The organism is Streptomyces sudanensis, assembly GCF_023614315.1.
Classification (GTDB): domain Bacteria; phylum Actinomycetota; class Actinomycetes; order Streptomycetales; family Streptomycetaceae; genus Streptomyces; species Streptomyces sudanensis.
Genome location: NZ_CP095474.1, coordinates 3,925,226 through 3,949,129 on the forward strand (window position 1 = coordinate 3,925,226; position 23,904 = coordinate 3,949,129).

Annotated in this window: 22 protein-coding genes and 2 pseudogenes; 20 read left to right on the plus strand and 4 right to left on the minus strand. The window is 72.3% G+C overall.

The window, feature by feature from the left end; genetic code table 11:
- Positions 1–10: 10 nt before the first annotated feature.
- The 9 genes from MW084_RS18060 (at position 11) to MW084_RS18100 (ending at position 9,109) form a co-directional block, all read left to right on the plus strand.
- Positions 11–1,114, plus strand: a complete 1,104-nt coding sequence (locus MW084_RS18060) for a fatty acid desaturase (RefSeq protein ID WP_010470667.1) — start codon at positions 11–13, stop codon at positions 1,112–1,114.
- Positions 1,111–1,986, plus strand: coding sequence for an alpha/beta fold hydrolase (locus MW084_RS18065; protein WP_010470665.1), 876 nt, complete (start codon positions 1,111–1,113; stop codon positions 1,984–1,986). Before MW084_RS18060 ends, MW084_RS18065 begins: the two co-directional genes overlap by 4 nt.
- Entirely contained in the window at positions 1,983–2,165 is a 183-nt protein-coding gene (locus tag MW084_RS18070) for a rubredoxin (protein WP_029553503.1), read from the plus strand. The genes MW084_RS18065 and MW084_RS18070 overlap by 4 nt, the downstream gene beginning before the upstream one ends.
- A gap of 183 nt (positions 2,166–2,348) precedes the next feature.
- Positions 2,349–3,536: an acetyl-CoA C-acetyltransferase gene (locus tag MW084_RS18075; RefSeq protein WP_010470661.1), complete on the plus strand. Its 1,188-nt coding sequence runs from the start codon at positions 2,349–2,351 to the stop codon at positions 3,534–3,536.
- A 416-nt stretch (positions 3,537–3,952) separates the two neighbouring features.
- Positions 3,953–4,780 (plus strand): NmrA family NAD(P)-binding protein, encoded by an 828-nt coding sequence (locus MW084_RS18080; protein WP_010470659.1) that lies wholly within the window; start codon positions 3,953–3,955, stop codon positions 4,778–4,780.
- 280 nt (positions 4,781–5,060) lie between these two features.
- Entirely contained in the window at positions 5,061–5,876 is an 816-nt protein-coding gene (locus tag MW084_RS18085) for a TauD/TfdA family dioxygenase (RefSeq protein WP_010470656.1), read from the plus strand.
- A gap of 288 nt (positions 5,877–6,164) precedes the next feature.
- Complete coding sequence (locus MW084_RS18090; protein ID WP_010470654.1) at positions 6,165–7,268, plus strand: FecCD family ABC transporter permease; 1,104 nt, start codon at positions 6,165–6,167, stop codon at positions 7,266–7,268.
- A complete protein-coding gene (locus MW084_RS18095) occupies positions 7,268–8,041 on the plus strand; it encodes an ABC transporter ATP-binding protein (RefSeq protein ID WP_010470652.1) in 774 nt (257 codons plus the stop codon). Before MW084_RS18090 ends, MW084_RS18095 begins: the two co-directional genes overlap by 1 nt.
- A gap of 39 nt (positions 8,042–8,080) precedes the next feature.
- Positions 8,081–9,109: an ABC transporter substrate-binding protein gene (locus MW084_RS18100; protein ID WP_010470650.1), complete on the plus strand. Its 1,029-nt coding sequence runs from the start codon at positions 8,081–8,083 to the stop codon at positions 9,107–9,109.
- A 433-nt stretch (positions 9,110–9,542) separates the two neighbouring features.
- On the opposite strand, the pseudogene MW084_RS18105 reads toward MW084_RS18100, so the two are convergent.
- A pseudogene (locus tag MW084_RS18105) lies at positions 9,543–10,646 on the minus strand (serine hydrolase domain-containing protein).
- Positions 10,647–10,881: 235 nt separating this feature from the next.
- Positions 10,882–11,139, minus strand: a complete 258-nt coding sequence (locus MW084_RS18110; protein WP_010470649.1) for a hypothetical protein — start codon at positions 11,137–11,139, stop codon at positions 10,882–10,884.
- Positions 11,140–11,326: 187 nt separating this feature from the next.
- Here MW084_RS18110 and MW084_RS18115 point away from each other — a divergent pair, with 187 nt between their 5' ends.
- Positions 11,327–12,148, plus strand: coding sequence for a helix-turn-helix domain-containing protein (locus MW084_RS18115; protein WP_010470647.1), 822 nt, complete (start codon positions 11,327–11,329; stop codon positions 12,146–12,148).
- A gap of 705 nt (positions 12,149–12,853) precedes the next feature.
- Here the strand turns inward: MW084_RS18115 and MW084_RS18120 are convergent.
- On the minus strand, positions 12,854–13,618 hold the full coding sequence (locus MW084_RS18120; protein WP_010470646.1) for an IS5/IS1182 family transposase: 765 nt from the start codon (positions 13,616–13,618) through the stop codon (positions 12,854–12,856).
- 275 nt (positions 13,619–13,893) lie between these two features.
- Between MW084_RS18120 and MW084_RS18125 the strand changes: the two genes are divergently transcribed.
- The 8 genes and pseudogenes from MW084_RS18125 to MW084_RS18160 all read left to right on the plus strand — a co-directional run bounded on the left by MW084_RS18125 (position 13,894) and on the right by MW084_RS18160 (position 19,528).
- A complete protein-coding gene (locus tag MW084_RS18125) occupies positions 13,894–14,982 on the plus strand; it encodes an IS630 family transposase (protein WP_255128825.1) in 1,089 nt (362 codons plus the stop codon).
- Between the two features lie 41 nt (positions 14,983–15,023).
- Entirely contained in the window at positions 15,024–15,824 is an 801-nt protein-coding gene (locus MW084_RS18130; RefSeq protein ID WP_029553849.1) for a hypothetical protein, read from the plus strand.
- A gap of 19 nt (positions 15,825–15,843) precedes the next feature.
- On the plus strand, positions 15,844–16,293 hold the full coding sequence (locus tag MW084_RS18135; RefSeq protein ID WP_039830006.1) for a hypothetical protein: 450 nt from the start codon (positions 15,844–15,846) through the stop codon (positions 16,291–16,293).
- The gene (locus tag MW084_RS18140) at positions 16,290–16,952 is read left to right on the plus strand and encodes a hypothetical protein (protein WP_029553851.1); all 663 of its coding nucleotides are present in this window, start codon (positions 16,290–16,292) and stop codon (positions 16,950–16,952) included. Before MW084_RS18135 ends, MW084_RS18140 begins: the two co-directional genes overlap by 4 nt.
- A gap of 369 nt (positions 16,953–17,321) precedes the next feature.
- A pseudogene (locus MW084_RS18145) lies at positions 17,322–17,381 on the plus strand (hypothetical protein); the annotation flags it as partial.
- A 156-nt stretch (positions 17,382–17,537) separates the two neighbouring features.
- The gene (locus MW084_RS18150; RefSeq protein WP_029553852.1) at positions 17,538–18,170 is read left to right on the plus strand and encodes an MBL fold metallo-hydrolase; all 633 of its coding nucleotides are present in this window, start codon (positions 17,538–17,540) and stop codon (positions 18,168–18,170) included.
- A gap of 39 nt (positions 18,171–18,209) precedes the next feature.
- Positions 18,210–18,989: an exodeoxyribonuclease III gene (locus MW084_RS18155; protein ID WP_010475107.1), complete on the plus strand. Its 780-nt coding sequence runs from the start codon at positions 18,210–18,212 to the stop codon at positions 18,987–18,989.
- Positions 18,990–19,084: 95 nt separating this feature from the next.
- Positions 19,085–19,528, plus strand: coding sequence for a DUF6278 family protein (locus MW084_RS18160; RefSeq protein ID WP_010475109.1), 444 nt, complete (start codon positions 19,085–19,087; stop codon positions 19,526–19,528).
- A 159-nt stretch (positions 19,529–19,687) separates the two neighbouring features.
- Here the strand turns inward: MW084_RS18160 and MW084_RS18165 are convergent, their stop codons facing one another.
- The gene (locus MW084_RS18165) at positions 19,688–21,292 is read right to left on the minus strand and encodes a CocE/NonD family hydrolase (RefSeq protein WP_010475111.1); all 1,605 of its coding nucleotides are present in this window, start codon (positions 21,290–21,292) and stop codon (positions 19,688–19,690) included.
- 162 nt (positions 21,293–21,454) lie between these two features.
- Here MW084_RS18165 and MW084_RS18170 point away from each other — a divergent pair, with 162 nt between their 5' ends.
- Positions 21,455–21,631 (plus strand): hypothetical protein, encoded by a 177-nt coding sequence (locus MW084_RS18170; RefSeq protein ID WP_158684374.1) that lies wholly within the window; start codon positions 21,455–21,457, stop codon positions 21,629–21,631.
- A gap of 233 nt (positions 21,632–21,864) precedes the next feature.
- Positions 21,865–23,694 carry a gamma-glutamyltransferase gene (ggt, locus tag MW084_RS18175; protein WP_010475113.1) on the plus strand — a complete coding sequence of 610 codons (1,830 nt, stop codon included), beginning with the start codon at positions 21,865–21,867 and terminating at the stop codon, positions 23,692–23,694.
- The last annotated feature ends 210 nt before the right edge of the window (positions 23,695–23,904 follow it).

Consider the following 23,904-nt stretch of genomic DNA (forward strand, 5'->3'; position numbering starts at 1 on the left):
AAGGAGCGACATGGGCGCATTCGACTTCCCCTCGGCACCGGACGAGCAGTTCCAGTCCTTCCTGCGCCAGGCGCAGAGCATCGAAGGCGAACGCCTGACCGGTGCGATACCGAAGGAGTACTTCGAGCCACGCGTCGGCAGAGGCATGGCCGGATTCGCGGTGAGCTGGCTCCTCTACGCGGGCGCGACCGTCGGCGTGGCCTGGGCCCCCCACTGGCTGCTGTGGATCCCCCTGTGGATCGTGGCCGGCCTCGGCGGCTGGGGGCTGCACTGCATCGCGCACGACTGCGGGCACGGCTCGTTCTCGCGGTCCCGCAGGTTCAACCACCTCATCGGCCACGTCTCGCTTCTGCCGCTGGTCTACCCCTTCCACGCGTGGCGCCACGTCCACAACATGCACCACAGCAGCACCAACCACCTGGAACTCGACACCGACTGGCGCCCCCTCCCGGCAGGGATGTTCGACCGCATGCCGCTGTGGGACAAGGCGGTCTACATCTCCACCCGCACCTGGGCGTTCTGGGGCGGCACCATCAACTACTGGCTGGAGTCCGGCTTCCGCCCCGGCTTCTACCCCAAGGCCGGGCAGCGGCGGGAGGTGCGGCGCTCGATGGCGTTCGTCGCCGCCGTGGCCGTCCCCTACCTCGCCGCGCTGGTGTACTTCACCGGGTTCTCCGGGCTGCTGCTGTACTTCGTCGCGCCCTGGCTGGCCACCCACGCCTGGTTCAGCGTCACCACGCTCATGCACCACAGCGCCAGCGACGTGCCGTACCTGACGGCCGAGTACTGGACGCGCAACGCCAGCCGCCTGCTGGTCACCACCGACTACGTGTACCCCCGGTGGCTGCTGTTCCTGACGCACAACATCTCCATCCACACCGCGCACCACGTGGCGCCGGTCGTCCCGTACTACAACCTCCCCAAGGCGCAGCAGGCCCTCAAGGAGCGCTACCCGGGCATGGTGCGGGAGCGGAAGTTCACCTTCGGCCAGATGTGGCGCATCATCCGCCACCTGCACTTCTACGACACCGAGTCCGGTTTCTACGCCGACCTCTCCCGCAGCAAGGTGCCGACGAGCGCGGTGCCCTCCATGGCGGCGGAGGGCACCCGGTGAGACCGCGTCCCGGACGCAGGATCGCGCACGCCGTCCTGGGGGCGGTCGCCCCCGGGGCGGCGGCGCGGTGGGCGACCGACGTCTTCAGCAGCACCCGCACCCTCGGCCTGCGCCCCGACAACGTCCTGCCCATCGGCGCCCGGCGGTTCGCCGTCCGCGGCAACGACGACGTCTCCCACGGCTTCCTGTGGGGCGACGACGAACCGAGCCGGGGCACGGCCCTGCTGGTGCACGGCTGGGCCGCCGACAGCAGCAGCATGCACTCCCTCGTGCCGCCGCTGCGCGCCCTCGGCCTGCGGGTGGCGGCCTTCGACGCGCCCGCCCACGGCGTCCACCGCGGCGACCAGGCGACGATGACCCAGTACACCCGGGCCGTCGGGGCGGTCCTGGACACCCTCGGCGACGTCCGCGCCGTCGTGGCGCACTCCCTGGGCGGCATCGCGGCGATCGGCGCGGCGGCGTCCCGCACGGACACGCCGCCGGAGTGCGCCGTACTGGTGGCCCCCGCCTGCACCCTCGGGGGAGTGCTCGACCGCTGGGACGGGGCGGGCCTGCACCTGACGCCCGCCCTCGTGCAGGGCGTCCGCGGCGAACTGCACCGCCGCAACGGCGTCCCGGTCACCCACTGGGACCTGGTGGCGCTCGGCGCCCCGCTGGAGACCCCCGTGCTCGTCGTGCACGACCCCGACGACCCGATGGTGCCCTACTCCGACGCGGAGGCGGCCGTCGCCGGGCTGAGGGACGCCCGCCTGGTCCGCACGCCGGGGACCGGGCACATGGGCATCCTCATGTCCAGGGACGTCGGCGACGCCGTCCGCGACTTCGTCGCCGCGCACACCGGCAGGTCCAGGAGCAGAGAAGGAATCGCATGAACGACCGGTCCGGCAAGCGCGCGTGGATGTGCCTCCTGTGCGGCTGGGTCTACTACGAGGAACTGGGCCTGCCCGAGGAGGGCATCCCGCCGGGCACCCGCTGGGAGGACATCCCCGACGACTGGGAGTGCCCCGAGTGCGGCGCCGCCAAGGACGACTTCGTCATGGAGGAGCTGTGACCGCGCCCGCGGAGCCCGCCGCTCCCGCCACGCCCGCGGAGCCCCCGGGAGCCGGCGGGTGAGGCCGGCGGGGTGCCCGCGGACCGGTACCGGGACGCGCCCCCGCCCGCCGCACGCGCATCCCCCGTCCCCGGTGGGTATGGTCGCCGGGTCGACCTCCACACCCTCAACTCGGAGGAAACAATGGCATCTTCGGTGATCCTGGGCGGAGCCCGCACCCCCATGGGCAAGCTGCTCGGCTCCCTGAAGGACTTCCCGGCCTCCCGCCTCGGCGGACTGGCCATCGGGGCCGCCCTCGAACGCTCCGGCGTGCGCCCCGAGAACGTGCAGTACACGATCATGGGCCAGGCCATCGGCGCCGGCACCGGCCAGAACCCCGCCCGCCAGGCCGCCGTCGCCGCGGGCATCCCGATGGACGTGCCGGCGATCACCATCAACAAGGTCTGCCTCTCCGGGCTCGACGCGATCGCCCTGGCCGACCAGCTCATCCGCGCCGGCGAGTTCGACCTCGTCGTGGCCGGCGGGCAGGAGTCCATGACCCAGGCCCCCCACCTGCTGCCCAAGGCCCGCCTCGGGTTCAAGTACGGTGCCGCGCCGATGGCCGACAGCATGGAACTCGACGGCCTGTACTGCGCCTTCGACGACGTCCTGATGGGCAGCGCCACCGACCGGTACAACGCCCGCTACGGCGTCACCCGCGAGGAGCAGGACGCCTTCGCCGCCGCCTCGCACCGCAAGGCCGCCGCCGCGGTCTCCGCCGGGCTCCTGGCCGAGGAGATCGTCCCGGTCTCCGTACCCCGCCGCAAGGGCGACCCGGTGCTCTTCGCACACGACGAGACCGTGCGCCCGGACACCAGCGTCGAGGTCCTCGGCAAGCTCCGCCCCTCCTTCGGCTCCTCCGGCACCATCACCGCCGGCACCTCCTCGCCCCTCTCGGACGGCGCGGCGGCGGTCGTCGTGTGCAGCAGGCGCAAGGCCGAGGAACTCGGCCTGTCCTGGATCGCCGAGATCGGAGCCCACGGCACGGTCGCCGGCCCCGACCCCAGCCTCCACGAGCAGCCCTCCAACGCGGTCCGGGCCGCCCTCGCCAAAGCCGGTCTGAGCGTCTCCGACCTCGACCTGGTCGAGATCAACGAGGCGTTCGCCTCGGTCGGCGTCGTCTCCACCGCCAAGCTCGGCGTCCCCGAGGACATCGTCAACACCGAAGGCGGCGCCATCGCGCTGGGCCACCCGCTCGGCGCCTCCGGGACCCGGCTGGTCCTGCACCTGTCCCACGCCCTCAGGCGCCGCGGCGGCGGCACCGGCGTCGCGGCCATGTGCGGCGGCGGAGGCCAGGGCAGCGCCCTCCTCGTCCACGTACCGACCCCCTGACCCGACCACCGGCCCGGCCACCGGTCGGCTCCACCCCGCTCACCGGCCCGGCCCGGCCACCGGCGCCGGGCCGGGCCCTTCGGGCACGCGGGTCCGCCCGTGCCCCGCTCGCCGTCGGTGCCGTCGCCGCCTTCGCCCTCGCCCTCGCCCTCGCGGCCACCGTCCCCGTCCGGTGAGGGCTCGCGGCCACCGTCCCTGTCCGGTGAAGGTTCGCGGCCACCGTCCCCGTCCGGTGAGGGCTCGCGGCCACCGTCCCTGTCCGGTGAAGGTTCGCGGCCACCGTCCCCGTCCGGTGAGGGCTCGCGGAAGGCGGTGAGCGGTCCGGCCGTACGCGACCGAACCAGCAGATCCAGACAATCGCGTGAAGACGCGAGTCGGGCGCTGTGTACCGTTTGTCCCGCGGCGACCATGGGGGCATGAGCACTCACGCACACCACACCGCGCCCCTCCTCGTCATCGGCGGCACCGGCAAGACCGGGCGCCGGGTCGCCGACCGCCTCCAGGCACTCGGCCGTCCCGTCCGGATCGGCTCCCGCCACAGCGAGACCCCCTTCGTCTGGGAGGACGAGAGCACCTGGGAGGCGGTGTTGGACGGGGTCCGCGCCGCGTACGTGACGTACTACCCGGACCTCGCGTTCCCCGGGGCGAAGGAGGCCGTCGGACGGTTCGCCGCCGCCGCCGTCGAGCGGGGCGCCCGCCGCCTGGTGCTGCTCTCCGGCCGGGACGAGAAGGGCGCCGTCGCCGGCGAGGACGCGCTCAAGGCGTCCGGCTGCGACTGGACCGTCGTCCGGGCCAACTGGTTCTACCAGAACTTCAGCGAGAGCCCCTTCCTCGACGCGGTCCGCGCCGGCGAGCTGGCGCTGCCCGCCGGGGACGCCACCGAGCCGTTCGTGGACGCCGACGACATCGCCGACGTCGCGGTCGCCGCCCTGACCGACGACCGGCACGTCGGCAGGACCTACGAACTGTCCGGCCCCCGGCCGCTGAGCTTCCACGACGTGGCCGGCGAACTGTCGGCGGCCACCGGCCGGACCATCGCCTACACCCCCATCAGCGGCGACGACTACCGCGCCGGACTGCGGGAGGCGGGCGAACCGGAAGGGTTCGCCGACCTCTTCGCCCTCCTCGTCGACGGCCGCGACGCAGGCGTGACGCACGACGTCCGCGACGTGCTCGGCCGGGAGCCCAGGGACTTCTCCGACTTCGCCAAGGAGACCGCGGCCACCGGCACCTGGGACGCCTGACCACCGCCACCCGGCGGCCGGCGGACCCCGGGGACGGGTGCGGTCCGGGAACGCCTCCGGGAGCGTGGGTCGGCCCGTCCCGGTGAGGCCGGCCCGCTCTGCTCCCCACGAACGCCGGAGAGCGACGAAAAGGAGCGGGGGAGGAGGCGGGCACCGCCGCAGGGTGGCGGAGCGGCGCGGCTCATCGCCGTCCCCGGCGCCCGCCCCTTCCCGCGGGCCCGAAACGCCGTCGGGAGCCGGAGGGGGCCGGGAGCGCCGCCTGATGCGGCAAGCTCTGGCCATGCGCTCATCCAGCCCCACCGTCCAGCCGGCCGTCCAGCCCGCCGTCCAGCCGACCGGTGCCCCCGTGCTCCCGGGCGTCGTGCCCGGCCGGGTGCCCGGCGAGCGGGAGCGGGAGGCCCGTACGCTCCTGGCACGGGACGGAGCCGTCGTCCTCACCGGTTGCGAGAACACCGCCGACGCCCTCGTGGTCGCCGCGGCCCGCGTCCTCGGCAGCGGTCTGCGCGAGCTGTACCCGCATCGCGTACGCACCTCGCGGGACGGCGGCCCCGTCCACCTGCACGCCGACAGCCTCGACCTCGTCGTCGACGTCGGCGGGGTGCCCGGCAGGCGGCGCCACCCCGACGAGGACCACGTCCTGATCCAGTGCGTCCGGCCCGCTCCCTCGGGGGGCGACTCCTTCGCGGTCGACGCGTACGGCTTCGTCGACGGCCTCGCGTCGGCCGACCCCGCCCTCCTGGACTTCCTCACCGGCACCGACGTCGACCTGTACGGCAAGTGGGCCGGACTGCGCGGCCTCCCCGCCGCCCCGCGCGCCGCCCGGCACGTCGAGTACACCCGCACCGGCCGCCGCATCGTCCGCCGCACCGACGGGGCCGCCCCCCTGCACCGCGACCCGGACACCGACCGGGTGCACGCCATGCTGGCCCGCTTCGACGAGGCCGTGCACGCCCTCGAACCGGCCCTGCCGCGCTTCCGGCTCGCCGAGGGCGACATCCTCGTGCTCGACAACTACCGCTGCTGGCACGGCCGCGACGCGCACACCGGCGAGCGCACCGTCCGCATCCTCACCCTGCGCACGGCCGACGCCCGCTGAGCACAGGCCCCGTCGCGGCGGCGCGAGTCCGCGTCCCGCCCGGGGAGGGGAGCACGGGGGTACGCGCTAAGCTGCACGTGCCCCGCGGGGGAAGTCCGGTCGAAGTCCGGCGCTGACCCGCAACGGTGGGCGGAGTCCCCCCCGGGGCTCCGCGAGCCCGATTACCCGCGGTGGTGAAGCTCCTGTCAATCGCCGTGGACTGCGAGAGGTGCTGCGCGTGGCGCCCGGCGCCCGGGCCCGCTCCTTCGATCACGCAGGCGCACGGCCCGAGGCGAAAGCGATCCGCCTGTGGCCACGCTCCGCGACCGCACACCCGCCGTACCGCACCGCATCGCGGGCGGCGGGCTCCCACCGCCCCGGCGCGTCCCGCTGACCCCGCTCGTGGCCGGCCTGTGCGTCGCGGTCCCCGTCTCCCTGGCCTGCGGGGTGGGCATCGGCGCGTCGGGGCTCTCGTGGGGCGAGGCGCTGCACTACCTGTGGGCGGGGCTGACCGGGGGGCCCGTCGCCCCGGAGCAGGTCCCCTCCTACACCATCGTGTGGGAACTGCGTTTCCCGCGCGCCGTGCTCGCGGCGGTCGTCGGCGCCGGTCTGGCGTCCGTCGGCATCGCCGTCCAGGCCATGGTCCGCAACGCGCTCGCGGACCCGTTCGTCCTCGGCATCTCCTCCGGTGCGGCCGTCGGCGCCAACGCCGTGCTCATCTTCGGTGCCTTCGGCGCACTCGGCGTCTGGGCGCTGTCCACGGCGGCGTTCCTCTCCGCGCTCGCCGCCATGGCGCTGGTGTACGCGATCGCCCGGACCCCCCGGGGCCTGACTCCGCTCCGGCTGGTGCTGACCGGTACCGCGATGTACTACGGCTTCTCGGCCGCGACCACGTTCATGGTGTTCGCCGCCGAGCACGGCGAGGCGGCCCGGTCCGCGATGATGTGGCTGCTCGGCAGTCTGGGCGGCGCGAGTTGGTCCTCCGTGCCGATCGCCGCGGGCGCGGTGCTCGGCGGCCTGGTCCACCTCGGCTGGTCGGCCCGGCGACTGAACGCCCTGGCGATGGGCGACGAGGCCGCTGTCGCGCTGGGGGCGGACCCCGAGCGGCTGCGCAGGGAACTCTTCCTCACGGCCGCCGCCGTCACCGGCGCGGTGGTCGCGGTCAGCGGGGCGATCGGCTTCGTGGGCCTGATGGTCCCGCACGCCGCCCGGATGCTGGTCGGGGCGGACCACCGCCGGCTGCTGGCCGTCGCCCCCCTGGCCGGCGCCGTGCTGCTGATCTGGGTCGACATCCTGTCGCGCGTGGTGCTCGCCCCCGCGGAACTGCCGCTGGGCGTACTGACCGCCGCGATCGGCGTGCCCTGCTTCGTCCTGCTCATGCGCCGCCGCACCTACACCTTCGGAGGCGCGTGATGCGGGTCGAGATCGACGCGGTCACCGTGGAGATCTCCGGTGCGCGGCTGGTGGAGGACGCCTCGCTGCGGGCGGGCAGCGGCCAGGTCGTGGGGCTGATCGGGCCCAACGGCAGCGGCAAGTCGACCCTGCTGCGGTGCGTCTACCGCGCCCTGCGCCCCACGGCCGGCGCGGTGCGTCTCGACGGTGACGACCTGCTGGCCATGAGCACGCGCGAAAGCGCGCGCCGGCTCGCGGCCCTCCCGCAGGACACCGCCGCGGAGTTCGACTTCACGGTGGCGGAGGTCGTCGCCATGGGCAGGCTGTCGCACCAGAGGGCGGTGGCCCGGGAGACCGACGAGGACCGGCGCGTGTGCGCCGCCGCACTGGAGCAGGTCGGCGCGGGCCACCTGGCCGGCCGTGGCTTCCTCACCCTCTCCGGAGGCGAGAGGCAGCGGGTCCTGATCGCCCGTGCGCTCGCCCAGCAGCCGCGGGTCCTGGTACTGGACGAACCCACCAACCACCTGGACATAGCCCAGCAGCTGGAGGTCCTGGACCTGGTCCGGGCCAGCGGCCTGACCGTGCTCACCGCGCTGCACGACCTCAACCTCGCCGCGATCCACTGCGACGCCGTCCACGTCGTCGACGGCGGGCGGATCGTCGCCTCCGGCGCCCCCCACGACGTCCTCACCCCCGCCCTGCTGGCGGACGTCTTCGGCGTACGGGCGCACCGCGTCCCCCACCCGGAGACGGGCGCGGTGCGGTTGCTCTTCGACCGCCTTCCCACCCGGTAGCACACCGTCCCGGCCCCNNCCCAAAGGAGTCACCCTCCCATGCCGAACCGCGCACGCCCCGCCGCCCTCACCCTCGCCCTCGCGCTCGTCCTCACCGCCACCGGGTGCGGGGCGGACGTCTCGTCGGAGGACGGAAAGGGGAGCGGCACCCGGGCATCCGGCGGCCGCTACCCGGTCACGATCGAGAACTGCGGCGAGAAGAAGACCTTCCCCAGGGCTCCGCGGCGCGTGGTCACCAACGACGTGGGAATCACCGAGATCATGTTCGCCCTGGGCCTCGAGGACCACATGGCGGGGTACGTCATGCCCGACGACAGGGGCGACCTCGCGAAAGTGCCCTGGAGGGACGGCTACCGGAAGGCCGAGTGGCTCTCGAAGGAGCGGATCAACAAGGAACTGGTCCTGGACGCCCGCGCCGACCTGGTCTTCGCGGGCTGGAACTACGGCTTCGACGAGGGCGAGGGCTTCACGCCCGCCGCGCTGCGGCGCGTGGGCGTCGACTCGTACCTGCTCAGCGAGTCGTGCCGGCACGGACGGGGCAAGGCCCGCGGCGTGATGCCACCGCTCGACGCGCTGTACACGGACCTGCGGAACCTGGGGAGGGTGTTCGGCGTCGAGGACAGGGCCGAAGCCCTGATCGCCTCGTTCCGCGAGCAGGTGGCCGAAGCACAGGCGAAGGCCCCGAAGGGCGCCGACCGGCCGCGGGTGTTCCTCTACGACAGCGGGCAGGACAAGCCGTTCACGTCCGGCGCCTTCGCCGGGGCCCACGACATCATCACCAAGGCCGGCGGCGACCACGTCATGAAGGACCTCAGGGACAGCTGGACCACCGTGGGCTGGGAGACGGTCGTCGCCCGCGACCCCGAAGTCATCGTGATCAACGACTACGGCGACACCACCGCGGAGCAGAAGCGCAGGTTCCTCACGTCCTACAAGCCGCTCGCGAACGTCTCCGCCGTCAGGAACGACCGGATCGTCGTCCTCGACTACGCCGACCTCGTCGAGAGCCCGCGCAACCCCGCGGCCGTCCGTTCGCTCGCGGAGGACCTGAAGGGCTTCGGCTTCTGAGCACCCGATCCGGGGACCACGCGACGACAGCGGGCGCACGCCGGTTCCGCCGGGGGGCTCCCCGGCGTGCGCGGGCCCTCCCGGCCCGGGACCATCCCCGTGTGCGAGGACCCGTCCCCCCTGCGGTGCCGGTCCGCCTCGCCCGCACCCGCGGAACGCGAACGCCGGCGGGCGACGGGAGAGGTGCGCCGGCGTTCCCCCGAGGCGGGCGGTGAGGAAGCGAAGGACGGAGCCGGGCACGTCGCGCCGGACGAGGGGACGGTCCTGCGAAGCCCCTGGTGGCCACGGCCCTCCCGGCCGGGAACCCGTCCCGCCGGAGGCTTCATCCGTCCGTCAGCCCGTCAGCCCGTCAGCCCGTCAGCCCGTCCGTCAGTCTGTTAGCCCGTCAGCCTGTCAGCCCGGCTGCGGCGCCGAAGCGGCAGGTGGGAAGAGCTCAGTCACCGGCCCGGGCGCTTCCGTCACCGCACATCGCCTCCCGGTACAGGGTCTCCAGCGCGTCGTCGACGGGGTGGCGCTGCGGCGTCCCCGGGGAGTCCGCCTTGTTCCACCTCTGGAGGTTGACCGCGACGGACATCTGGCGCTCGCCGTCGGCCCGGGTCAGGGACACCGTGCCGGCCCCCCACACCGAGCCGTCGTGACCCCAGAAGGTGCCGCAGCCCGGGACGGTGACCTTGTGCAGGCCCAGACCGTACTGGATGGTCGATCCGTCCAGAGCGATGACCGGGACCGTGCGCTGCATCTGCGCCAGCGAGGACCGGTTGACGATCCCGCCGTCGAGCAGTCAGGCGTAGAAGCGGTTGAGGTCCTCCATGGTCGACACCAGGGCGGCGCCCGTTCCCGTCCAGGACATGTCGTAGACGCTGTAGTCGCGCGGCGGGTCGAGCACGCCCCACAGCGCCTCGTACATCCGCGAGTGCGGCCCCTTGATGCGCGCCCCCTCCGGGAACCCCGTGTGCCGGAGCCCGGCGCGCTCAATGACGTTCCGGGTGATGTACGCCTCGGCGGTGGTACCGGTCACCTTCTCCAGGAGCCGGCCGAGGAGCAGGTAGTTGGTGTTGGAGTACGTCCCCGGAGTGGCTCCCGGTTCGCCGGCGGGGGGCGCGGCGAGCCCCAGCGCGATCAGCTCGGCAGGCCGGAACCGCCGGAACCGGTTGGCGTCCAGACTCTCGGCCGAGACGTCCTCCAGGGAGGGGAACCCCTGGAGCGACGGGAACGCGTAGGGGATGTAGTCGGGGATGCCGCTGGTGTGGTCGAGCAGCATCCGAACCGTGATCCTCCTGCCGCGCTCTCCCGGCACCGTCTCCGGCAGGTAGTCGCCGATCGGCGCGTCGAGCCGGATCCGGCCCTGCTCGACCTGCTGCATGACGGCGGCGGCGGTGAAGGTCTTGGTGATGCTGCCGACGCGATGGCGCATGTCGGGCCGGACGGGGCGGCCGGTGCCGACATCGGCGACCCCGGAGGCGCCGCGCCACGTCCGGCCGGCATCGCTCACCTCGCCGTACACCCCCGGGATCCCGGCGCGGTGCACACCGTCCATGGCGGACTTCAGTTCCACGGGATCGAAGCCGGTCGACGGGCTCGCGCCGGCGGCCGCGGTCCCGGTCCCGCCCGGGGCGGGAGCCGCCGCCACGGTGCCCGCACAAGCGGTCAGCGCGGCCACGCTCGCGCACATCATCAGTCGGATCTTCACGGCATGTGTCCTTTCACGGTCGACGAATGAGGCTGGGGCACCTGTCACCTGTCACGGTCGACGGGTGCGGCCGGATCGCATGTCACGGTCGACGGGTGCGGCCGGAGCGCATGCCACGGCCGACGGGTGCGGCCGGGCGCGCGATCCGCTCGCCGGGGGCCTCGTACGTCTCCGTGCGCACCGCCACGGTGTTCCGCGCGAGGAGGACGGCCGGCACGGCGGCGGTCGGCGACGCGATCCGCCGCCGTCGACTCCACCCCCGCCGTCCGCGCGGAAGGCCCGGCACCGCGTCCGTACGGCTGCGGTCGCCTCGGTCCCGCGGGGCGGTCGTCCCGTCCATGGCTCCTCCGTCGGTCGATCCGGGTGCCCTCACCCTCCCGGTGGCCGGTGCGACACGTCTTGGAGAAATGTCGGCGCCTCGTACGCCGGTTGATCCCGCGTTGAGCCGCTCGTACAGTCGAGGCGTGCGACCAGTTCACCGGCAGGCAGACTCCACCGCCGCCTGGGAGGTCGCGCGACCGTCGCGGGTGACCGCGCCGCCCGGTGTCGACATGGCCGGATTCCGCATCCACGGCGACAGTTCCGTCGCCCTGCGAGCCATCCCGCACCCGGCCGTCACCGTGGCCGTCGACTTCGGTGACCGCCCGTTCGACGTCCAGGGCCCGGCCGGCCGAATACGGTCGAAGGGCCTGGTCGCCGGGCTCGCCTTCGGCGCGTTCCGGGTGTGCGCCGAGAGCGTCGCGTGCGTGCAGGTACGCCTGTCCCCGCTCGTCGCGCACCCCGTGCTCGGAGTCCCGCTCGCGGAACTGCGCGGGAGCGTCATCGCGCTCGACGACCTGTGGGGCCGTGACGTGCGGCGCCTGCGGGAGCGGCTCCACCTGGCGCGGACCTGGCCGGAGCGCTTCGCGCTGGTCGAGGCGGAACTGTCCACCCGGCTCCGTGCAGGCAGGACGGCCGATCCCGAGGTGGCCTGGGCCTGGCACCGGATCGTCGCCGGCCGCGGCCGGGTCCGCGTGAGCGACCTCGCGGCCCGGACCGGGTGGAGCCGCCAGCGCATGTGGTCGCGCTTCGGTTCGCAGATCGGCGTACCGCCCAAACGCGCCGCCATGCTGGTCCGCTTCGATCACGCCGTCCACCGCCTGGTCCGCGGCCACGCCCCCGCGCGGGTGGCGGCGGACGGCGGCTACGCCGACCAGTCCCACCTCCACCACGACGTCCACGCGTTCACCGGGACGACCCCCACCGCCGCCGCGAACGAGCCGTGGCTGGCCGTCGACGACAGGGCCTGGCCGGTACGCGGCGGCGCGAACCCCGACGCCGAGGCGGGCCGGGGACACCGGGAACCGTGAGGCGGACCGGGACACCGGGAACCGTGAGGCGGACGGGGCACCGGGAGCCGTGAGGCGGACGGGGGCGGAGGCGGCCGGCCCCCGGCCCCGTACGAGGAGTCAAGTTCTCCGTGCTCGCCACGAGTTCGCCCTCCTGGCCGACGACGCCTTCCCGGCAGGGCGCGAGACGCGGACGAGGAACCGCGGCTCGGACCCGGTGGGGCACGGAGGACGAACGACCTCCTCGGCTTCCTGTTCCTGTGGTGGATCCTCGTGAACAACGGCGAAGCTCCCCCGGAACGCCCGGCTCCCGCGCTGCGGAAGCGACGGTGGACCGCGCGATCTCTGGCCGCAGGGCGGGGACCGATGGCGGAACCTGCTGAGGACGCCGACCGCGAGGACCGATCCGTGGCCGGCGACGGGCAGCGGTGCCGCAGCGCGACACTGCTGCCGGTGCGACGGGGAGTCCGGCGGCACGCCGTTCGCCGTGTTCGCGGGGCGGCCCGCGCACCCCGGCGTACCGCGAACGCCGCATCCGGCGGGCAGGACCCGGTGTGAGCATCGCTCGATGCCTTGAGGAATGTGCCGCCCGGGAGGCCCCCGACCCGGTCGGGACAGCATTCGAAGTCCGGCGTTTCCGTGGAGGGGAGCCCGTGAGGGATGAGAGGGTCTGACGGGTGAGCGAGACACCACCGAACACCCTGTGACACTGAGCCTTTTCCATCCTCACTCTGAGCTGGCCAGGTGTAGGGCGAGAACGGCTCGGACGAGTGAGGTGATGCGGGTGGTCGAGCATCGGAGCTTGCGGAGGAGCCTCCAGGCTTTCAGGGTGGCCATGGCCTGCTCGGCGAGTGCGCGGATCCTCGCGTGGGACCGGTTGACGGCCTTCTGACCGGTGGAAAGGGTTTCCCAGCGGCCCCAGTAGGGAGTGCGGACGGTTCCGCCGGCACCCCGGTAAGCCTTGTCCGCCCAGCACTTGATGCCGGCCGCGGCGAGGGCGGCGGCGACGCCGTGTTCGCGAGCTGCGCGGACGTCGTGGATGGCACCAGGAAGGGCCGGCGAGGCCCACAACAGCCGCCCCATGGGATCGGTGAGGACCTGCACGTTCATGCCGTGCTTCTTGTGCTTCCCGGAGTAGAAGGGCCGGTCTGCGGCGATGCGGTCGATCGGCAGGAGGGTGCCGTCGAGGATTACGAATGCCTTCGTCGCGGCAGTCCGTATCGCGTTGGCCAGCGTGGGCGCGAGGTCGGCCAGGAGCTCGACAGCCTCGGTCGCGTATCGGTAGGCGGTCGTGGTCCCGACACCGAATCCGGCTGCGAGCTGGGCATACGTGTGTCCCATTCGCAGGTGGGCCAGGGCCAGCAGGGCCTGACGGCCGGGACTCAGACGCCTCCAGCGGGAGCCGATTACACGGCGGTGCTGCCGCAGACGGGCGGACAGGAAGCGCAGGGCAGAGCTGGACACGTCGACGCCGGACGGGTAGACAAGCATGCGAAGCCTCTGGTGGAGACGGTTCTCTTGGTCGAAAACCCATCTACCAGGGGCTTCACCTTGTTGTCAGCCCAACCAGCGAGCCTCTGCCCCAAGTTGGAAAGGGCTCCCTGACTGGCACCGCCCAGCTCTGAGAATCCCGCCGCCTGCGGCTCCGGCTGTTCAGCACGGCCGGACAGCTCGTCACCACCGGCCGCCGCTGCGTCCTCCGCCTGGCCCAGCACTGGCCCTAGTGTTCTGAGTCGTTAGTTCGTTGGCGGTTGTAGGGTTGGGGGATGCCGGGTCCGAAGCCGTTGTCATTGGAGTTGTCCGAGCGCGAGCGCAGGGTTCTGCGGGGCTGGTTGCGCAAGCGGACCGCGGGGCAGGCCCTGGTGCTGCGCGCGAGGATCGTGCTGGCGTGTGCCGAGGGCCGCCCGAACGCGCAGGTCGCGCAAGAGCTCGGTATCTCGCGGGAGACGGTGCGCAAGTGGCGGTCCAGGTTCGCTGCCGACCGTCTTGAGGGGCTGGTCGACGCTCCGCGCTCCGGTGCCCCGCGCCGGATCACCGACGAGCAGGTGGAGTCCCTGGTCGCCCGGACCCTGGACCAGGCGCCCCCTTCGGGGGATTCGCACTGGTCGACGCGGTCGATGGCCCAAGCCGCGGGCATGTCGCAGTCGGCCGTCTCGCGGATCTGGCGGGCGTTCGGCCTCAAGCCGCACATCGTGCAGACATGGAAGCTGTCCACCGACCCGCAGTTCGTGACCAAGGTCCGCGACGTGGTCGGCATCTACCTGTCCCCGCCGGAGAACGCCCTGGTGCTGGCGGTGGACGAGAAGTCGCAGATCCAGGCCCTGGACCGCACCCAGCCGGTGCTGCCCATGTCGCCGACCACGCCGGCGCGGATGACGCACGACTACGTCCGGCACGGCACCACCAGCCTGTTCGCCGCCCTGGACATCGCCTCCGGCTCGGTCATAGCCCAGCACTACCGACGCCACCGCCACCAGGAGTTCCTCCGTTTCCTGAAGACCATCGACGCCGCCGTACCCAAGAACCTGGACCTGCACCTGGTCCTGGACAACTACGCCACCCACAAGACCGAAGCGGTCAAGAAGTGGCTGCTGCGACACCCCCGCTTCCACCTGCACTTCACCCCCACCTCCGCCTCCTGGCTCAACCTCGTCGAGCGCTGGTTCGCCGAGCTGACCTGCCGCAAACTCCGCCGCTCGGCCCACCGCAGCGTCACCGAACTCGAACGCGACATCCGCCGATGGATCAACGAGTGGAACAAGAACCCCAAACCGTTCGTGTGGACCAAGACCGCCGACGACATCCTCGGCACCCTCGCCGCGTACTGCACACGAACTAACGACTCAGGACACTAGGCGCCTACGGTGCAAGCGGTCAGAGGCGTAGTCAGCTGGTCATGGAGTATATCCGTCATCATTCGTATGGAGACAAAGATCTCGCGAACAAAGTCGGCTGGTGGTACCTTATCGGCTCGTACGACAGTGGCTTCGTCAACTACTGCGAATCCAATGGAATGATCGTCAAGGATTTATTCACCGACCCTTTCACCGGTTACCAGCTCGGTGCCGAACACATGATGGCCACAGCCAACGCCCACCTCCTGACCGCACAGCCAGACAGTAAGAAGTCCGCGAACGGGGGTGATGTCGGCGGCTGGGCAGGCGACTTGATGACTTTTTGGGCCGACTGGCGCAACTCCGAGCAGGAGTACGCCGACCCTCTGCAGTTCGCCCACGCCAAATTTGCCGTACCCGGAGTCAATTCGTCTTTTTCGTTCAAAGACCTTATCGAGGACGCCGACGGATATCTCCTGGCCCGAGCTGTGGCTGGCGGCAAAACCATCGTCGATGCTGTGAGGGACCACTACAACGGTGGTGGCGGCCTCAGGCGGTTCAATGACTACTTCACCAACCGGTGGGGCAACGCCATCGACTGCAAGAGCTCTGCGCACAATGCCCTGACTGCGGTGGACGGCACGCTGTCCGTCGCTCAACTCCAACTGATCACCTTGGCTGGAGTGGTAGCTCCGCAGGATTACCAGAACCTCCCTGGAGGCAGTGGTAAGCTCAGCAACTTTGAGCAAGGCTTCGTCGACGCGCTGTTGGCTCGCATGGGGACGGAGACTGCCAAGCTTTCTCAGTATCGTGCGAACCATGCCCAATACCTTAAATCGGCCCGCGCGCGAGCCTCTCGATGACACCAGATAGAACATCAGAATGAAGCAAGCAGGAGCCCTCCTCGTCGCAGTCGTCCTCGTCAGTTGGCTGGTGTGGAACTTGTGGAACGTCTTTCGCATCGCGACCGATTTTCGAGGTGGATCATGGCGGCGCCCGCTGTGGTGGGCACGCGTGGGCTCCATAGCCCTTTTTGCAGGCCTTATGACGTGGATCTGGGGGAAGTTCAGAGGAGGGCTGGACGCCCGCAAAACATGTCAGTTCGTCCATCACGAATATTACGACCGAGCGTACAGAGATGCACACGCAGTGGAGTTCGACAGGCTGTTCCCATTGCACAACAAGTGCAATGCGCACTTCGATCTGGTCCCCGCATGGGTCAATCCGTCCATCATGTTGTGCGCCGCCCTCGTCCTAGCTGCCGTTGCTGTCCTCCTGAGGTTCGGCATCGCATGCCTCACCAGCTTCTCCAGGAAGGAATATCAATCATGACTCTGGTCGGACTGTCACGGCGGCGGTTCATTGGCGCCACATCCGGTGCCACGGCTGCCACAACGTTAGTGAACTTCGGCGGTGCTACCGCAGAATCCGCCGAAAGTCGCGAATGGAAGAGCTCAACATCAATCAACGGCTGGCCTGTCCTGGACCGTGCGGCCACCCACATCATCGAGGGCAGTGGCCATGAGATCTCCCTCGCCGAGGGCGACGCGTCCACGATCCTGCTGTACATAGCCAGGAGATTCCATTATGAGATCGACGCCCTACGGGCTGGGGATGTTCAAGGGTGGATCAATAGAGGCAAGGTGACCGAGCCGTATGAAACGAACTACCTGTCAGGTAGTGCCATGACGATCCGTCCGGTCTGCTACCCAGTAGGAACAAAAGGCAATCTGTACCCCAACGAGTTTATCGTTGTCCGGGACATCCTCGCTGAGCTCGACGGCGTCGTCGCCTGGGGTGGAGATTTCAAGGTGCCGAAGGAGTCGCACTTCGAGATCGTGCTCAAACCCGGTCATCCCCGCCTCAAGGGTGTGGCACGCAAAATCCGCGGCTGGAACGACGGCCCCGTCAATGAAGGCGCCGGCGTGACCGACGCCTTCGACCCGAAGCGCCTCAAGGTATCGCGCGCGTTCCAGCAGCGCGCCTCATAGCTTTCAGGAGGAGGGCGGCCGGTGTCGCTTGCCTGAACGCTTCCCATGGGAAGCCGGGTAGCGTTCAGGCAGGAAAAGAGAGCATTTCACGCCAGAGGAGGGGCAAACCTCGGCGCTCGCGGCTAATACTCCAGTGTGACTTCGTGATCTTGGGTCGGACCCGGGTGAGAACTGGAACGGCCACCGCGTGATCATCAAGAGTTGTGAGGACTCATGACGATCGTGCGGTGGCCGCAGGTCACAGCATATTGATCCGAAACGCTTTGGGTTCGGGTTCGTCGGTTGTGTGTGAGTGATCTGGTCGGGGATGCGCGGACGTGGTCGCCGGACGCGCAGGAGGCCGTGCGGCTGCTGGCGGTGTCCGCGCTGGTGGAGGGCCGGGACAGGGCGGAGGTCGCGGCCCTGTTCAAGGTGTCGGTCGGGGCCGTGGACAACTGGTGGGCGAGGTGGCAGACGGGGGGCCGGGACGCGCTGCTGTCCCCGCCGCGAACGCCGCCTTCCGCGTGGCCGCCCGCGTCATCCGCGAGGAGACCGCCCCGGGGCCCTGAGGCCGGCTCCGGCGGGCGGGCGGGGCAGGATGGGGCCATGAAGTTCACCAAGAACACCCACGCCTGCGTGCGGTTGGAGAAGGACGGGCGCGCCCTCGTCATCGACCCGGGCGAGTACAGCGAGCAGGACGCGGCGCTCGGCGCCGACGCCATCCTCGTCACCCACGAGCACGCGGACCACTTCGACGAGGGCCGCCTGCGCGCGGGGATGGAGGCCAACCCCGCCGCGGAGATCTGGACGCTCCGCAGCGTCGCCGAACGGATCTCCGCGGCCTTCCCCGGCCGCGTCCACACCGTCGGCGACGGCGACACCTTCACCGCCGCCGGCTTCGAGGTGGAGGTCCACGGCGAGCTGCACGCCGTGATCCACCCCGACGTCCCCCGGATCACCAACGTCGGCTTCCTCGTCGACGGCGCTGTCTTCCACCCCGGCGACGCCCTGACCGTCCCCGGCCGGCCCGTCGAGACCCTGCTGCTGCCCGTCATGGCGCCCTGGAGCAAGATCTCCGAGGTGATCGACTACGTCCGCGAGGTGAACCCGCGGCAGGCCATCGACGTCCACGACGCGCTCCTCGCCCCGATCGCCCGGCCCCTGTACGACCGGCGGATCGGCGAGCTCGGCGGCGCCGACCACCGCCGGCTGGCCCCGGGGGCGTACACCGAGCTGTGAGCGCGTCCGCCGTCACACCCCGCCGTTAGGCTGTCCGGCATGCGCATCGCGACCTGGAACGTCAACTCGATCACCGCCCGGCTGCCCCGCCTGCTGGCCTGGCTGGAGAGCAGCGGTACGGACGTGCTGTGCGTCCAGGAAACCAAGTGCGGGGCCGAGCAGTTCCCCGTAGCCGAGCTGCGCGAGCTCGGCTACGAGTCGGCGGTGAACGCCACGGGCCGGTGGAACGGCGTCGCCCTGGTCTCCCGGGTCGGCCTGGAGGACGTGGTGACCGGCCTGCCCGGGGGGCCCGACTACGAGGGCGTGCAGGAGCCGCGGGCGGTCTGTGCGACCTGCGGCCCCGTCCGCCTCTGGTCGGTGTACGTGCCGAACGGCCGAGAGGTCGGCCACGACCACTACGCGTACAAGCTGCGCTGGCTGGAGGCGCTCCGGGAGGCCGTCGCCGGGGACGCGGCGGGCCCCCGCCCCTTCGCCGTGCTCGGCGACTTCAACGTCGCGCCCACCGACGACGACGTGTGGGACCGCTCCCTCTTCGAGGGCTCCACGCACGTCACGGAGCCCGAGCGGGCCGCGCTGGAGAAACTGCGCGAGACGGGCCTGAGCGACATCGTGCCCCGCCCCCTCAAGTACGACCACCCCTTCACCTACTGGGACTACCGCCAGCTCGGCTTCCCGAAGAACCGCGGGATGCGCATCGACCTGGTGTACGGCAACAAGCCGTTCGCCGACGCCGTCCGGGACGGCTACGTCGACCGCGACGAGCGCAAGGGCAAGGGGGCGTCCGACCACGCTCCCGTCGTCGTCGACCTCGACGTGTGAGCCGCCGCGGGTCCCGGCGGGAGGTCCCGGCCCCGCCCGCGGCGGCCCCGTGCGCCCCGTAGTGCGCCGGGGCGGGGGATGTCACGCTTGGCCGTATGGACATCCCTTTTCTGGACTCCTGGCGCAGACGGCGCGCCGGAGGGCGGAACGCGACCCTCGTCTCGGTCTTCGAGGGGGACCCGGAGGGCGCCGCCGAACTGCTCTCCGAGTGCGCCCTGCTGCGTTCCCGGGCCCGGGAGGCGGGGGTGCCGCTCGACGACACCCCGCGCTCCCTGGAGGCCCTCGACCAGTTGCCGCCGCGCTGGCGCGAGGACCCCGAGGAGCTGCCGTGGCTCGGCAACGACGCGGGCCTGTACCTCGGAACGGTGATCGTGCGCACCGTGCCGGGCGCCGTGTGGGACGTGCTGCCCGGCGGGCGCGTCGTGGTCCGCCTCGCCTCCGGGCGGGAGATCGACGTCGTCGGCGCGGGCCTGGACTGGGCGGTCTCCGGCTCGCCCGAGCTGTCCCAGACGTACGGGGAGGCGGCCGAGGGCCGCTGACCCGCCGGGAGATTTGAACCCTCTCGTCATGAAATACCGTTAATGTCGGGTTTCCGTGTCGGGGGGTGAAGCGCCTTCCCGCGCTGGATAGTTTGCGCTGGCCCCGGTACTCGCGAGAGGGGAGGGAGGTCTCCGGTACGGTCCGGCGGCGGCCGAAGATCACTCCGCGCGCAGCGGTACCGACAGGTACGAGGGGTCGGACGGCGGCGAGGAGAAGGTCAGCCGCGCGCCGGCCGGATTGTGCTCCGCGTACAGCGGGTCGACGGTGTCGACGACCAGAGCGAGGCGGTGCCCCGCCGGCACGTCGTACGCCGTCGAGAACAGCTCCAGGTCCACCGCGAACGGCTCGCCCGGCGTCCGCCCGTGGAAGGTGTGGGGGGCGCTGCTCACCAGCCGGCCGACACCGAGGGGGCCCACGTCGTACAGGTACGCCACCAGGGTGCCGCTGCCCGCCGTGGCGGTGACGGTGGTGTGCAGCCTCGCCGTACCGCGCACGTGCCGCGCCGCCGGGTACCGCTCCGACTGCCAGACGGCGGCGTACGAGCGGGGGAGCAGCGGCACCGACACGCTGGGCGGGATCCGGAGGAACTGGTCGAGTGCGTTGGACAGCATGAGCGTGCCGCCGTTGGCGCCCGAGTCCACACCGGTGCCGATCTGCCGGCCGCCGAGGGCGAGGCGCTCCTCGCGCGCCCCGACCGACGCCCAGTCGGCGTAGTGCTCGTACCCGGCGGAGGTGCGGGACCTGATCCGGACGGGCGGCTCGCGGTCGACGCCGTTGCCGGCGCCCCGGAGGTGGTGGTCGAACCAGCGGTGGGCGCTGGTCCAGGTGTCGTTGGGCAGCCCCAGCAGGCCGGTGGCCTCGGCGGTGGCGTGGTCCCCTGGGCGGAACTCCAGGCGCTTGGGGCCGGTGAGCCGCTCGTAGAAGGAGGCGTACTGGTTGGGCGGGAAGATCGTGTCGCCCCAGGCGTTGCCGAGCATGACGGCGGTGCCGTGGGCGTTGATGCGGTCGACGTACGTGGCGGGGGAGCGCTCGCGGCCCCAGTCGAGGATCTCCTGTTCGCGCTCCAGGTCCGAGGAGAGGAAGGCGGAGAGGACGCGCTGGAACTCGGGGCCGGGGCGGCCGGTGAGGTGGCCGGAGCCGCCGAGCATGGCGGCGGCCTGGAGGTGCTGGGTGCGGCCGCTGTAGATGGAGCCGACCAGGTCGGCCCAGCCGCTGAGTGCCGCGACGGCCCTGATCCGCTCGTCGTGCGCGGCGGCGAGGAGGGCGATCCCGGCGCCGTAGGAGATGCCCGCCATGCCGACGCGGCCGGGGTCGGCGGGGGTGTGGGCGAGGGCCCAGTCGACGACCCTGGAGGCGTCGGCGACGTCGGACGGGCCGGCGACCTCGATGTGCCCGCCGGACTGCCAGAAGCCGCGCGGGGTGTAGCTGACGACGACGTACCCGGCGTCCGCGAACCGGCGGGCCTGGGCCAGGTACTCGATCTGCGGCAGGCCCCAGCTGGTGGGCAGCACGACGACCGGGTGGCGGCGGGTGCCGTCGGCGCCGGAGGGGGTGACGACGTTGGCCTTGAGGACGGTGCCGCCGTCCCCGGCGATGTCGACGAACCGGATGCCGGACGTCTCGGCCGCGGTGGCGGATCCGGTGACGGTGGTCCCGGTCGTGGCGGTGGCCGTGGGGGCGGGCCCGAAGGCCGCTCCGGCCGCCAGGACGGCCGCGGCGGCCCCGACGGCCGCCGTGCGCAGGGCTGTGCGCGGGTGTCCCATGGGCGCTCCTCACTCGCTTCGCTTCTCCGCGGCGGCTGGAAGTGACCCGACGGTAACCCCTTGGGCTTACCTGGGGTAACGGTCGTGTCGGTCACGGCACCGTAACGATGGGCCGCCGCCGGGGCGGCCTTGGAGGGCGGTACGGACCGCCGGGGGCCCGAAGTGCCGGAGGCGTTCACCGACGGCGAGGAGGACGGCGAGGTCCTCATGCGCGCCGGCGCGGTGCTCGTCCGCACGCGGGGCGGCGGGGCGGCCGGCGAAAAGGTCCTCGGGCAGTTCGCGCGGCTCCGGATCGAACGCGTCCGCGAGGCCGCGACCGGACAGGACCCCGACGCCTGACGCGCGGCTCCGGCCGCTTCGGGAGTGCGGGGGAGGCCCCGCCCGTGTCGGGGCCGGCGGCGGGAGGGCCCCGCCCGCGTCGGCCGTCCGGGTGACGCACTGGGCCCACCGGCGGCGACGCCGGACACGACGTGCCGCGGATCCCGGCCCGCGGGCGCGCATGCTGGCGGTCCTGACGCACCGTGCGGTGTGAAGTTACGCTGCGCGGAAGGCCGTTGACCGGAGGTACCCGCATGCGTCGCTCCACCGTACGGAACGTCTCCCTCGCCGCCCTCGCCGCGACGCTGTTCGCGGCCGCGCCACCGTCCGCCCCCGCGCCGCCCGCTCCCGCGCCACCGGTCCCCGTACCGGCCGCCCCGGCACCCGCCAAGGAACCGGTCGCCACCGGGTACGGCGGGGCCGTCGCCAGCGTCGACCCCGACGCGTCGGCGGCCGGGATCGAGGTGCTGCGCGCGGGCGGCAACGCGGTGGACGCCGCCGTCGCCACCGCCGCCGCCCTCGGCGTCACCGAGCCGTACTCGGCGGGCATCGGCGGAGGCGGCTACCTCGTCCACTACGACGCCCGCACCCGCACCGTCCACACCGTCGACGGCCGCGAGACCGCGCCCCGTTCGGCGGACGCCTCCCTCTTCCTGGAGGACGGCAAGCCCGTCCCCTTCGAGCAGGCCATGACCAGCGGCCTCGCCGTCGGCACCCCCGGCACCCCCGCCACCTGGGAGTCCGCGCTCGGCGCCTGGGGCACCAAACCGCTGCGGGACCTGCTGAAACCGGCCGTGCGGCTGGCCCGGGACGGCTTCGTCGTCGACGAGACGTTCCGCGCGCAGACCGAGGCCAACGAGGACCGCTTCCGGGACTTCCCGGCCAGCGCCGAGCTGTTCCTGCCGGGCGGCGAACCGCCCGCCGTCGGCTCGGTCCTGAAGAACCCCGACCTCGCGCGGACGTACGAGGAACTCGCCCGGCGGGGCACCGGGGCGCTCTACCGGGGCGACCTGGCCCACGACATCGTCCGCACCGTCCGCACCCCGCCCGTGCGGCCCGGCGCCGACCGCACCGTGCGGCCCGGCGACCTGACGGTACGTGACCTCGCCACGTACCGGACGGTCTTCCGGAGCCCCACGAAGAGCGGCTACCGGGGCCTGGACGTGTACGGCATGGCGCCCTCCTCGTCGGGCGGCACCACCGTCGGCGAGGCGCTCAACATCCTGGAGGGCACGGACCTGTCGCGCGCCTCCGAGGAGAGGTACCTGCACCGGTTCGTCGAGGCGAGCCGGATCGCCTTCGCCGACCGCGGCCGGTGGGTGGGTGACCCGGCCTTCGAGGACGTGCCGGTGCGGGGGCTGCTGTCGCAGCGGTTCGCGGACGCGCGGGCCTGCCTCATCAGCGACGACAAGGCCCTGACCAGCCCGCTCGCCCCCGGCGACCCGCGCGACCCCGAGCCGTGCGCCACGACCGGGAAGGCGGCGCCGACGACGTACGAGGGGGAGGACACCACCCACCTGACGGTCGCCGACCGCTGGGGCAACGTTGTCGCCTACACCCTCACCATCGAGCAGACCGGCGGCAGCGGCATCACCGTGCCGGGCCGCGGCTTCCTGCTCAACAACGAACTGACCGACTTCTCCTTCGCCCCGGCCGACCCGGCGGTCCACGACCCGAACCTGCCCGGCCCCGGCAAGCGCCCGCGCTCCTCGATGTCCCCGACGATCGTCCTGGACCGGGACGCCCGCCCCGTCCTCGCCCTCGGCTCGCCCGGCGGCGCCACCATCGTCACCACCGTCCTGCAGACCCTCACCGGCGTCGTCGACCGGGGCCTCCCGCTGGTCGAGGCGATCGCCGCGCCGCGCGCCAGCCAGCGCAACCAGCCCCTCACCGACCTCGAACCCGCCCTGTACGACAGCCCGCTGCGCGCCCGCCTCACCGCGCTGGGCCACGCCTTCCGCCGGACGCCGGAGATCGGCGCCGCCACCGGGGTCCAGCGGCTCCCCGACGGACGCTGGGTGGCCGCCGCCGAGAAGGCCCGCCGGGGCGGCGGGTCCGCGATGGTCGTCCGCCCGGCGGACTGACGGAAGGACCGGCGGACGGACCGGCGGAAGGACCCGCTCGGCCGGGGCGCCGCCTCCCGGCCGGACCGGGACGCCGCTCCCAGTCCGGCCGGGAGACGGGTGGCGGCCCCTCCGCCGTACGGCGTACGGGGCGGCGCGACGGGCCGGGCCGGCGTCGGGGCCGCCGCGGGCGGCGATCCGGGCGGACACCGAAAGCGCCCCCGGCTGCCC